This is a genomic window from Paraburkholderia sp. J7 (assembly GCF_905220155.1).
Lineage (GTDB): Bacteria > Pseudomonadota > Gammaproteobacteria > Burkholderiales > Burkholderiaceae > Paraburkholderia.
Map to the genome: position 1 here is coordinate 362227 of NZ_CAJMYZ010000001.1, position 12403 is coordinate 374629.

The 12403-nt window shown below is 58.5% G+C and carries 9 protein-coding genes and 1 pseudogene; 3 read left to right on the forward strand and 7 right to left on the reverse strand.

Annotation, left to right across the window (positions count from 1 at the left end):
• Nucleotides 1–782: 782 nt before the first annotated feature.
• Nucleotides 783–895 (forward strand): annotated as a pseudogene (locus U5A58_RS40825) (recombinase family protein); the annotation flags it as partial.
• On the opposite strand, the gene U5A58_RS01665 reads toward U5A58_RS40825, so the two are convergent.
• The 6 genes from U5A58_RS01665 to U5A58_RS01690 all read right to left on the reverse strand — a co-directional run bounded on the left by U5A58_RS01665 (nucleotide 890) and on the right by U5A58_RS01690 (nucleotide 10288).
• Entirely contained in the window at nucleotides 890–4162 is a 3273-nt protein-coding gene (locus U5A58_RS01665; protein WP_321960038.1) for a hypothetical protein, read from the reverse strand. The pseudogene U5A58_RS40825 and the gene U5A58_RS01665 overlap by 6 nt on opposite strands.
• On the reverse strand, nucleotides 4156–5313 hold the full coding sequence (locus U5A58_RS01670; RefSeq protein WP_321960039.1) for a hypothetical protein: 1158 nt from the start codon (nucleotides 5311–5313) through the stop codon (nucleotides 4156–4158). Before U5A58_RS01670 ends, U5A58_RS01665 begins: the two co-directional genes overlap by 7 nt.
• The gene (grrM, locus tag U5A58_RS01675; RefSeq protein ID WP_321960040.1) at nucleotides 5310–6632 is read right to left on the reverse strand and encodes a cyclophane-forming radical SAM/SPASM peptide maturase GrrM/OscB; all 1323 of its coding nucleotides are present in this window, start codon (nucleotides 6630–6632) and stop codon (nucleotides 5310–5312) included. Before grrM ends, U5A58_RS01670 begins: the two co-directional genes overlap by 4 nt.
• On the reverse strand, nucleotides 6633–6941 hold the full coding sequence (locus tag U5A58_RS01680; RefSeq protein ID WP_321960041.1) for a hypothetical protein: 309 nt from the start codon (nucleotides 6939–6941) through the stop codon (nucleotides 6633–6635).
• 138 nt (nucleotides 6942–7079) lie between these two features.
• Entirely contained in the window at nucleotides 7080–9728 is a 2649-nt protein-coding gene (locus U5A58_RS01685; RefSeq protein WP_321960042.1) for a tetratricopeptide repeat-containing protein, read from the reverse strand.
• Nucleotides 9729–10150: 422 nt separating this feature from the next.
• On the reverse strand, nucleotides 10151–10288 hold the full coding sequence (locus U5A58_RS01690; RefSeq protein ID WP_321960043.1) for a hypothetical protein: 138 nt from the start codon (nucleotides 10286–10288) through the stop codon (nucleotides 10151–10153).
• Between the two features lie 413 nt (nucleotides 10289–10701).
• On the opposite strand from U5A58_RS01690, the gene U5A58_RS01695 reads away from it, so the two are divergent.
• Nucleotides 10702–11283, forward strand: a complete 582-nt coding sequence (locus U5A58_RS01695) for a hypothetical protein (protein ID WP_321960044.1) — start codon at nucleotides 10702–10704, stop codon at nucleotides 11281–11283.
• Between the two features lie 172 nt (nucleotides 11284–11455).
• Entirely contained in the window at nucleotides 11456–11686 is a 231-nt protein-coding gene (locus U5A58_RS01700) for a hypothetical protein (RefSeq protein ID WP_321960045.1), read from the forward strand.
• A gap of 347 nt (nucleotides 11687–12033) precedes the next feature.
• Here the strand turns inward: U5A58_RS01700 and U5A58_RS01705 are convergent, their stop codons facing one another.
• Nucleotides 12034–12285, reverse strand: coding sequence for a hypothetical protein (locus U5A58_RS01705; protein WP_321960046.1), 252 nt, complete (start codon nucleotides 12283–12285; stop codon nucleotides 12034–12036).
• Nucleotides 12286–12403 lie beyond the last annotated feature (118 nt).

Here is a 12403-nt window from a genome sequence, read left to right on the forward strand (position 1 = left end):
ACACTTTTCGGGCTGCCGAGGTTATCCCCGATTCATGCACAGTGATTTCCTGGGGTTTTCCGAGGGTTATCCGCTGAGGGCTGTGGATACTTCCGGGCGCGAGTTCTTGCTGTCTTCCAGACAAAAAAATAGCGCCTCTCAGGGCGCTTTCATCGCATCTCGGTGGGCTTTGCTGCACGAGTTGCGGCATCAAATAAAAACGCCCGGGGAACCGGGCGTTTGCTTTTCAATGGCAGCAGCCGTAGGGCGCCATAGTCAATGAGACGGCGCCTACATAAAATCAAGGACTTGCCAGAGGCCGCGCCACAAGTGTCCTGTCGGGTGCGACGGAGTTAGTGCGACTCGCCTACGCTCGCGCCAAAGTAGTAGCGCTTGGGTGCGACCCGATTTTACGCCACGCGAATCTGGCGGTCGTAGCACGAAACGGAAAATTGATGAGAGCGTGATGGGCCGATCAGATTTTCGTCGGCCTCTCCGTTGAGCACGGACGACGGCGCTCGCGATCTTCACATGAAGCCGTGCCCTGACTCATGAACAGAGCCTCGCGGGGACATCCCGAATCAGATACCACGCTCGCAATTGCCTAGAACGTCTTCGTCGAACCACGTTGCGGCCGGGGTCGCGCCGCGCTGCCGCGCATCAACTCAGCTTTGTAAGTCCTGAGCGGCTTCGACATACGCGCTTCATCAAGGTAGTACTGCGAGGAGGCTCTATCGGCATCAGTTTGGCGACGGGCATACCCGCCCGGCAGACAATAAACGCTCGGGCGCCAACCTTGGCCCGATTTCGGCCGCAACTGGACAAGGGCGAGCGTCCGGGAGTGGTGACGAACGAAATGTACATTGGCAACAACGTCTACAATCGCGTGTCGTTCAAGCTGAAGAAGATATCAGTGCAAGACGGCCGCGGATGACTTCACCGTGGCCGGTGTCGCGCCAGGGACGGAGCCCGCGCCTCGGACTTTTATGGTTTTTAACAAGGCCATCAGCGCGTTCGTGCTCCACGGAGCACCGTACATATGTTCCTGAGCGTTGAGTTCGGTACGCATCACGATCCATCCGTCGTATTGCCCCGCCTTGCCGACATACCAGTTCGGCTGGTCCACCTTGAACAGTCCGAAGTTCGTCAGGCTCGCGATGGGTATCGGCAAAACGCCCTTCGACAGATCTCCTGTGGCAGGCTTGTCGAAGACGGTAATCGCGAATTGAGTCATGCCATCGGGCATCGTGCGGGTCTCCTGCGAAATGCCCGACGAACCATCGAAGATCACCTTCGAGTACTGCGCAATCTCGATGCAGTGTCGCTCCGAATCCTGATACATCGTCGCCGCGTCTTGTCCGGATTCACCATTCTTAGCGCCTGCTGTTGCGCGCATCGACTCTAGGTTCTCACATTCACCGGTCGCGGGTACGAGGCTGTCCAGGGTGCCCTGTTTGTCCTCAATGCGCATCGGTATCGCGGACCCGGCGGACACCATCCGCCATCTGTGCTCATGAACCGAGAGGCCGACACCGCCCGGCGTCGCCCAACTGTTCACGACGTCTACATGGCTGCTTCCTGCTGCCGTCCGCACCGCCTCGGCATCGTCGCCATTCGCGAGCACTGTCACCTGGCGCGCGCGCGCCGCGCGTGATTGTCCCTGTTTGTTCACCGCCCAGGGAATCTCGAACAACGTGACGACTCCGGCGTTGCCGAAGGTGGCGACGTAATCTGACGTTCGAGTCGTCAAAAACATGTAGTGCAGAGTCGCATCGAAGATCACTGCCTGGTCCGCATTGTCAGCGAACACACCATCGAGCAGCCAACACTTTTTGTCTGTATCAATCTCGGCCGAATACACAGAAACGCCAGGGCCTTTCTCGACCAATCGGACGAACAGGGCACGAGGGTCCATTCCGCCGCCCGATGTGCCCTGCTCAAACACGGTCCCCGTGACCAGATCGTTGGGGCTTGCGCGCGACGAGCATTTGACGTCGCGGAAAACGTTCGGTTGCGCAAATGCGCCGGCGGGAGGAAAACCATCTGCGCCCCAGATTACCGTGCTGAGGATGCTGCGCATGGTCCCGTTCGCGGGCGGCTCCACGAGACTCGCCATCTTGACGAGAAAGTCTTCATGCCGCCTGACCGGAGGCAGCCAGTCGAACCATTTCAGCACGTGTGAAGAGAATTGCTGCATCATGTCGGGGTCGCCGTAGCGCCCGAATTTTATCAGTTCTGCTGAAAGCAACAGGCGACCGACGGTATCGCTGTTGCTTCCGATGCTGTCATATATGCTCGGCACGGGGGTCGTGCCGAGCAGTACGCCCGCTTCGTACAGATGTTCGGCGCGGTCCACGACCGGGCCTTGCACGAACAGCGAGAAGAGCGCGAACGGCACGACCAGCACGACGAGCGCTAGCGCGCCGTACAGGCTGACTTTCACGGCCTTTCGATGAAACGCCTCTGTCTCCTGCTTCTCGATGGACAGCTTGAGGAACTTGTCCAGATGCGTCTCCACACCGGCTAGGGTTTCGCCGTCCCGGTCCAGTGATAGCATTTTGAACCAAGCCTGACGCGTCGCGCTGTTCTCGAGCACTTCGCGAATGTTCTTCTCGCGCATGCGTCCTAGATCCGTCGCGCTCAGCAGACGAGTTTCGTCCTTCTCTTCGGCACTGAGCCATGACTGGCACAGCTTCAGCGTGGTGACGAATTCTTCGAAGCGGTTCGCTTCAGTGTCGATCAGCTTCCGAAAGTGCGCCCAGCCGCGAATGAACGATTCGTGCGAGACCTTCAGGGTCGTCTTGTCGGGCGTGCCGGTGTCCCAGAAAAGATAGTTGGCGGGCTCGACGAACACTTTGTTCATCAGATCGCAGACCTGCTTCGGATCGCAATCTTCGCCGAGGAAGCCCGAACACTCGGAGATTTCGAGACGCTGCTGTGTATAGGCTCCCGTGTTCGGGTCCTTGTATGCGAGCCGCTGCAACATGGCGTCGATCTGTTCTCTCTGCACGTCCGTGCAGGCGGCATATTGCCTTTGCGCCCAAGATTCGAGGCTACCACGCAAAATGTTATCGGTGCCGATCTCCTTGCGGTCGTCGCAAGCGAGACAGGCTACACAGAGATCGTCCCAGACGATGCGCGCGGGAATCGCTTCGCCCCGGCGACTTACGCGAAGACAGGCCGCTTCCCACAGGCGGAACAGCGCATGCTGAAAGAGCGGCAGATGGTCAGGATCGGCGATCTGCACCGTATCGGACAATAGGCGCGCCACCACGTCCTCGTCCACATCGACGGTTTCGGGCAGGGCGCTCGGGTCTTCGGCCTGACGCATGACGAGCCGCAAATATCGCCTTGCCGGACCGACGATCGCGTCTTTCAGTTGTGGCTCGTCCAGTCGGGGCACGAGATACAGCGACCGATTGATCGCCTCGGGCAGTCCGAGGAAGCGCGGGCAATCGTTAAGGTGCTCGCTGCGCATAGTCAGGGCGACATAGCAGCGCTTATGTGGATTGAAGAAGTGCTCGATGATCCGTTCCACCATGCAGGCACATTCCTCGTTGCGAGCATTGGTCGGATGAAAGATTTCTTCGAACTGGTCGATCACAAACAGATAGTGCGCCTCGACGGCCTCGAGGCCAGGCGGCAGTTTGAGTTCGGGACCATATTCCTCGATCAGTCTCGCGAAGCCCCCTTCCTGTCTGAACACATCGGCGATCTCATCGACGCGAGTCCGGTCCGGCGGGCGAGCATAGCGCTTTCTCAGCCCTTGCTCGATGAGATCCTTTTCGGGGCGTAACAAGGCTTCGAACTTAGCGGCGAAGCGCACGATCGGCGAATTGTGCCCCTGCGTCGCGTCGGCCGTTGAGGCGTGAGCTACGGCGCCCGCGGCTTCGGTACCTGGAGTGGCGATGACGGAAAGCCAGAAGTCGCCGGCGCCGCGCACGCCGAAACTTCGCAAGGCTGGCTCGACGCCGGCATAGATTAGCGACGATTTTCCCGAGCCTGAACCGCCCACCACGGCTACGAAGCGCGAGCGTCGTAGTCGCTTGAGTATGTCGTTCACCTGTTGATCCCGTCCGAACAGCAGTGCGGCTTCGTGCGCGAGAAACGGCCGCAGACCGGGATAGGGACCGGACGGCAGCGTCCAGATCTCTTCTTCGCTGGCAGACTGGCTCATCAGCATGATGTCCCCGTGCCATGAAGCGGTTGTTCGCCCGTGAAGACGCGCGCTCTCGAATGATCGAGAATTTTCTTGAGAAAGCTCTTGAGATCATCGGCTTCCTCGGGATCCACGTCGATCTTGTTGATGGCGTCGGCATTGAAGCGCAGCACCTTCCACCCCCACGCCGGCAACTTGTTACCGGTCCTGTTCTGCGGAGGAATGAGGTAAGCCACGATGCCGGGCGCAGGGTAGCGCCCTGATAATTTCCCTTCCACCTTGTCGATCTGGGCAATCAGCGCGTTGGGAGGCTTTCGCCCCCAGAGAAGGACGACGCCGTCCGCGTCGGACAGACTCGGCCACTTATCGAGATCGTCGACTGGGAGGCCCCTCGCCGACAGCGCCAGTGGTGTGGCGCCAGACTCGCTTCCTACGAGGCTGTTCCAGGTCGCGCGGATGCGATCGCCGATCGCCTCCCATTCATCACGCTCGCGTATGTTGCTTTCGATGTAGATCAGCGCCCCATTTCTGCTGCCCGGACCTTGCGCCGTGACGACCGGAACGTCGGGCAGCGGTTGCGCGGCAACGAATGCGGGCGCGGCGGGTGCCTTCTGCGTTGTCGCGTTGATCTTCTCGCTCAGGTCGTCGCAGAGCAGGGTGAAGATCTCCGTGAATGCCTTGGGTCTCGTCTTGCCATCGTCTCCAGAGATGGGCAACGCTTTGCCCTTGTCGATGGCATCGTAGAAACATGTCCAGGTCGGATCAAAGTCCCTGAAAATGGCTTTCCAGTCAGCAGACGCGAGCCGCTCTTCGATGGACTCCTCCGACAGGGCGACGATATAGAGCCTCTCTTTCAGCGCCGCTTCGCCGAATACGGAGGCAAAATATTGGAGCTCTTTCAGACAGTGCGACGAGAGCTTGTATTTCTTGTACACGACGACGACCATCGCGAACGAATTGGCGATGCGCTGTTTCAGTTGAGCATCCAGTGCTCCCGCCACTACGGGCGTGCTTCCGCTCAGATGTACCTTTCGCCAGTTCGCACCGTTCAGGCGGGCGGGAACGCGAAGGTTGAGCTCGCCTGCGAACGTGCTGATCCAGTCGTATAGCAGCACGTCGTCGTCGGTTGCGTAGCTGATGAACGCGCTGTATTGGCAATCCAGATAGTTCTTCATTCAGCGTGCCTCCCAGCCGAGACTTTTTGATGAAGGAATTCGAGCTCTGTTTCGAGGCGATTCAGCACGAGGTCGAAGGGGCGTTTGACCATGGTCCGGCAGTAGAGCGTCTCAGCGCTCTCCAGCCGGCCATTCTCATAGAGCTTGTTGGCGGGCGCGCCGCCGCCGCAATAATTGAAGTGGCTACAACTCCGCGCGCATGCATCGGTGCCTTGCAGCACCGCATTCCACAGTTGTCGGAACCGCGACGAACCTGCGCTTGCGATGAAACCACCGGTATGGACGTTGCCGAGCAGAAAATCACCGAACTCGGTCGAACGCTGGCCGAGCAGTTCCGGGGAAAACGTCGAGAATCCGCCGTCCCAAGCCACTGAAACGATCGCGAATGGCGTGACCTGCGCGTTCTGCGGAAAGCTTCGCCCTTGCCACTCGTAGGTCGGCAGCGCATGCATGATCGACCGATAGGAACGCTCGAACTCGCGTATCCGTACGGCGCCGGCCGTTTCGGCCCACCGCTCCATCAAGCGCGCGAGAAACGCGGCGTGGGATGCTTCCTGATCCGCTAGGCTGGACCGCGCGTGCACGCCTTCGGCTTCATCGAAGTTGCAGCCCAGTTCCGTTACCGCGTTTTCCATGAAGAAGTCATAGAACGCATCTGGCTGGTTCAGCGTGAGGTCCGTCACCACCGCGATCGCGTGAAATGCGATACGACGCTTGGCGAGCAAGCGCATGCCTCGTTCGACGAGACGATGCGTTCCCTTACCGCTGCGCGTCTGGCGATGCGCGTCGTGCAATTGCGCTGGTCCGTCCACACTGACGCCCACGTGCATGCCGTGACGCTCGAACAAGTCGCACCAGGCGCCATCGATCAAAGTGGCGTTGGTCTGAATCGAGTGGCTCACCTCACAGTAGGGAGGCAGCGCCTCACTGATGGCGTTGATCGCAGCGTCATAGAACGCCGGCCCCATGACAAGCGGTTCGCCCGCGTGCCATACGACGGTGAGATTGTCGCCCACGAGATCGTCGCGCGTGAGCCGCCGCGCTGCGAGGGCGGCCGTCTCCAGGCTCATGCGCGCCTTGACGTTGCGGTCCGGGAGATAGCAATAGTCGCAATCGAGGTTGCAGAACGGCGTTGGCTGAAGGATCAGTAGATCCGTTTTCAGCGCTGGATGGAAATCGTTCGCATCGAATTCCGCGTGAAGTGCCGCGGGGCCGTCTGAACGGTGCGGGCGGGCGTGCAGCCAGCGAATGGGAGATAACGCAACCACGACGATCTCCTCGCAAGAACCTCGATCACCCGGCGACGACGAGCCGGGCACTCAGCCATTGAACCAGTTTCGCCAGTTGTTCCAGTAGTTCGGCCAATTACCCCAGTTTGGCCATTTGAACCACTGCGCCAGCGTTTCCGTTCCGTCCCGGGATTCATCCGCGTGCTTCTGTGCTTTCGAATAGTCTTGAAGGCGCTCTCGGACCTTGATGACGCGCAGGTCGAGCGATTCGCGCGCGGGCGGTATGGCAGCTTCGGCGGAAGGCGGAATAGCGACGAGATTTATCGCACTCAGGCTGAATATTGCAAGCGAGCGCAGTCGTTCAAGAAACCGTACCGTTCGTCTTCCTGAGTTTTGCATAAACGTCGTTATCCAGCGACTGAGCCGTAGATTATTGTTGGTTATAGGAATGGGCATGAAGCTTGTAAAGGCGAACTTCTAGCAAAAATGAAACATCCGGTGAGAATGTTGGGGCGGGAATTCATATCGATCGTCGACTCATGGGCGCGCCGGCTGCGCCGGGGCAACAGTCGAGGTCGGTTCGTGGCCTTTGAGCCGCCTCATCGTGCCCTGCCAGAGAAAAAGCTTGTCGAATAGATGTAGATGCAAGCGCGCAAGCGCGAAACCAAATGTCGCCATTCCGACTCCGATGAGTATTTCCGTTGCCGTCTTGCGATAGTTCCAAAATTTTCCGAACATACCAAGCCCAAGCAGAGACAGAGCAGCAAAGCCGACGGCGCTTGCCACTTGCTTCACGGAGAGCGTAAAGATGGACTGATTCCAGTTGACATACGCTGAGTACGCGAGAAGCGTAAGCGCGAAGATCGCGAAAACGCCGGCAATGATCTGCAACTGGCGCATCAACAGCCAGACCTTGAAGAAAAGTGTGTTGGCTACCTTGAGTTGCGTGACGAGCGGCGCATCGCGGCGCCGATCCTTCAAGAACCGTTCGATCTCAAGAAAAGTCCATCCTTGGCGCGTCTGCGGGGGGACAGGAAAGCCCAACGCCGTGTTGTCGAGATAATGCTCGGTCATCAGGTAGCCACTCGCCATTAACCCATACGCCTCCGTCTCGGAGAACGAATCGAGATCGGTTCGAATGCCGGCAAGCAGGCGCTGAATGTGACGCTGTATCCCGTACTTGGTCAGTGGGTCGGGTGTCGGCGGCGGCGACGGCTCCTGAGTATCGATCCAGTCAACCGGAGTTGTTTCCAGGTCCTTCTTGAGATGGACGAAAAGAAGTCCCTTGAGCAAGCCTCCTCGCAACCTGCCCGATAGCTGTTCGAATTGCGCGACACGCACACGCGCCTGAAGAATGCTGTTCGCCCGCAGCGGAACGCCAAGGAGGCCGTTGCTGGGAAAGTCGAGGTCCTGCATCTGCCCGCTGGCGTCACTCACGATCAACACAGAGCAGTCATGCTCGAGCAGCGCCGCCACTCCCTGATTGTCGTACACGCCACCATCCACCAGCCGTACCAGAGGCCGGACCATCCGGTCTTCGGTCGCCGGCTTGCGCTCATAAATGTTCGCAAGCGTCAGCGGCTCAAAAATGCCCGGCACGCAAGCAGACGCCGCCACGGCGTAGCCGAGCCTGACGCGCTCGTGCGGCGACGGCGCGTCCGAGTAATACATTCGTCGCAGCCGATAATTCGCGTCCACCTCGGAATCGATACCCGCAGGAGGTTCACCCATCCACGACGCCGTGAAATTCCAGTTGTGCCCGGTGTTCAGCGTCGTCGCGTTGAGCACCAGAACCGGCGCTTTCGCGGCCCGACGCCAGTTGTGATCCTTCGGAGAAAAATCGGGCTGTGCGCCCTTCGGGCAAATTTTGATGTCGTTGAGCCAGCGATCCTTGTTTCCCTCTCCATCGTCGACCCTAGAAAAGATCTCAGATTCGTACAGTTCCCCGGCTCGCATGGTGCGGGAATATCCCGGGAAAAAGATCAACTTCATGTTGGTCAACCACTCGGCGGCGATCCGGGTTCGCACATTCGACTTGACGCCCTCGAAAAAGTCGGCCTCGATCCTTTGCACGATGCGGATGTAGTCCTCTCGCCCGATTTCCTGATCGGGCTTCTCCTGGAGCAATTTACGCGCCTCCAGATAGTAGTGCGCGCCGATGATCGAACCTCCTGAGACACAGGAAAGACATTCGACATGACGTAGAAGGTCCAGTTCGGCGAGTTTGGCGAGCACGCCGATATGGTAGAACGATGCCCTAAAGCCTCCACCCGAAAGCGCCAGTCCCACTTTGCCGCGAAGCGCGGATTCCAGCGCCGGCGAGCCCGCGCCGAGAAACTCGCGCAGGACTTCCTCGAGGCGCGGGTCGACTTGCTGTTCGCGTTGGCGCGCGAGATCCCTTTTCATGACCAGCAGCGCCCCGATCTGGCGAGCCGTGCTTTCCTGCTCCCAGTCCGGCACGTCCGGAAGCGCGGCGGCCTTCATCAACCATTCGCGTGCGGGTTCACAGGCTTCGAGGCCGAAATAAGCTTCTCCGAGGGTGACGAGAAACCACCATCTTTTGCGTAGCCATTCCTTGCCGGGCTGCTCAGGGAGCGATGGCAGCTTATCGACGATTTCCCTGCGGATCGCCATAGCTTCCCGGCGCTGCGGCGACAGTGAGACGTCGATATTGGCCGGTTGGTCGGGCACACTCACGATATCGGCGAGGCACTCCAATACGAAAGCCGCGTTGATCGCGGTATATCCAAAGTCGGTCTCTACACCCTGCCGATAGCCGCGATAATAAAACGCGAAAGACGACTCGAGATACCGCACCTGAGCGGTCAATTCCCATTTCCGTTTGAAGATGGCGCCAGCGAGCCCTAGCGTCTCTTGATCGTCAGTCGTTTCGAGGTCGGCGACCGACTGCAGAATCCTGAATGCATCGTCGAGTTTCTTGTCGTTTGCGAGGTCTGGATCCTTGTAAGTGCAAAGCGCTCGCTTCTGTCCGACCTTGAGCCGCAGCGCCGCGTTGCCCACCAGATCGCGGTGGTCCGCGCAGCGCTCCAGAATCTTACGCGCAGTACCGAATTTTCTACCACGGCGAAGCACTTCCTCCAAAGCGAGCACCTCAGTCAGCTTTGCGTCCTTGCCGCCTATGATCTCACGCGCCGCGCTTTCTGCATCCGACAGGCTGGTTTCCATTGCCGCGTCCGCTTATGAACAGGTCAACTATCGGGTTTAGTGCTCGGCTTCTCGCCCATGCACGGCCGCCGCACAAAGTTCAATAGTCTCCATCGCCGAATCGAATCTTCGGCACGGCCCCGGTCGTCGACCGGCCTTCATTAAGCGCCGCTCACGTCGGACTCAGCAACAGGTAGATGAAGACGATCCCGATTGCGACTTCGAGAATACCCAATTGAACATCGCGTCTCCGTGCTGCTCACGGCACGATGAGACGAACGATCGCTTATGTAAATTAGGATAGTCAAAATTAAAAAAACAATTGGAAAGCTATGTGCGGTAACCGACAAAGAATTCTGCGACGGTAGCAAACAAATCACTGTTCCTTGTGTCGTGTGCTGGCTTCGGCGTCGATTTGCACTTCCTCGTCGACATCCTAATGTTTAAGCATGCGAAGCGTTTGTACAAGCAAGGCGGTATTCGGCGAACCGCACGAACTCGCCGAGCGAGATGCCGAGACCGTCGGCATCCATGCTCTGATCTAAATGAATTCGTTCGAAAACGTTGGTAATCGCTTGCATCTGCGTAGATCTCGTCATCACTACGCCGAAGTGTTCCAAGCCTAGCATTCGCCGTACTATACGGCTATCAATGAGGCAGCGAAAGCGTGTTCCTGAACGATCTAGAACTGCAGAACTCGCGAAGACGGTGGAACCCCCGTCGCCGAAAAATCACGTCAAATGACATTTAAATCCGCGAGCGCGGGCGGTGTGCTGGTTCGTCAAAGGTGGTCACCTCTACGACAAGGCGTTCTCGCAATAGCGCAGCAAATTAGGCGACCACGAAGCGCCGTGCAGACAAGCGATGAGGACCGTCGCGCACCTTGCCACCACTCCGGAGGAGAAAAAGATGATCCGATCTGCGTTCAAACATTGCAGCAAACTCCTAAGGATGAGGAAGCATGACTGGTAACACGTGCCCGAAGATTTATCAGGTGAGAGACGCCGACCTGGCGATTCGCGCTATTCGCGATCTCGGTCGAAGGATTGTGACCTTCTCGGGATTTTCGTCCAACGGCTATGAAGATCAGTCCGACGTGCAACGCATAATCTGCGAAGTGCTCGACAAACTCGATCCTCGCACCGACATCGTCTGTTCCGGCGCCACGCGGATGGGCATCGGCGCCGTCTACGCGCTCGCATCGTCACGCGGCTTCGAGAGCCTCGGCATCGTGTCCACGCGTGCGCGAAAGGAGCACGTCCCCTTCGCGGACGACGTCGACATCGTCTACGTGATTGAGGACGAATCGTGGGGCGGCTACATCGATAAACGTGGGACGCCGTCGCCGACCTCTCGGGTGATGGTCGACGTTTCCGATATGCTTGTTTTCATCGGCGGCGGCGATATCGCGCGCGACGAGTATGACTATGCAAAGCGCCGTCGCAAAGCGGTTGAATTCTTCGTTGCGGACGCGAATCACGCCGCGGCCATCGACCAGGCACGCCGCAGGGGAGAACCCGCCCCGACCGATTTCAGAGGGTCGCTCGCGCTCCATTGCGAAGCTGAGACGAAGTGAACCCACGGGTTCAAGCGCGCAGTTAGCCGGCATCTATCGTCGTCAAATAAAAATAAAGAAAGCAATTCTGCTTGCAGCAACCGTCGCAACAACTGGTCTTGCAAGCGCTGCACCGCAGTCCTTTTTCGACGCACCAAAATACTCCGCATGTGAAGTTCACAGTGTCGGAGCTATGCAGATTGCTCAGGAGTCTGCTGGTCGGCGTGAACCCGTCGATGCGCTCTTGAACAAGCAATTCGATCGTCCGCCAGTCATCGACACCAAGCTCGCTATTCTCGCATTTGACACCATCACCGACACTCATTCAAGACCAGAGAACGAAAGCAGGCTGCTGGGATTCCTCACGGGCGTCTGTTACGCGTCAGATATTCCTTTGGGAGAACTCGCGTCGAAGAAGCCGTGATAGAGGCGCGCGCACTGGATTTGAAAGGCCCATAGCGGAGCGCCGCGGATTCCAGATCCGGTCAGTCGAAGTCATTAGTCATGCTGACGTTCTATTGAATTGCTGAACTTTAAAGATAAAACTATGAGCGCACGACGCGCACTGACCCGGATACGCAACAGAGACTGCTCCGGGCGGCGGAGTCACGCCGCCTGTGCGCAGAACTCGACATGATCGTCCGTACACGTTGCCATATCGCGGCCGATGCGCGCGCATCGCGGAGATTGCCGCCTCGCTGACAAGCGCAACGTCTGCATAGGTGACACGCCAATTGGGCGGATTTCCAGCGATACGCCTGAACCGCACGCTCAGAGATGGGCGGCGGCCAGCCATCTCGATCGGCTGCTTCGTGGGCAGTAAGGCGACGAGCCAATCGTCTGCTGATTGAAGACGGCAATCGAAACCGGACCAACGCTCGGCACGTCGCCGACAATGACGATGTCGATAAAGTTCGACCGGGAGGGCGCAGAGGCGTTGCCGGCGTGCGTGCCGGATGTCGGCGATCTCAGCCAGTACACAGGCGGCGCAGTGTGAGCAAGTGGGGAGAAGGTCATGAACAATGCTGCTCTCCAGCAATCAGCGACCACTTTCTAGCGATACATCACTTCACAGGTGGCCGCAATTATTGGAACGTGTGCATTGTGTTGCTGGAAGTCCAAGGCCGTTGCACTCGCGCTT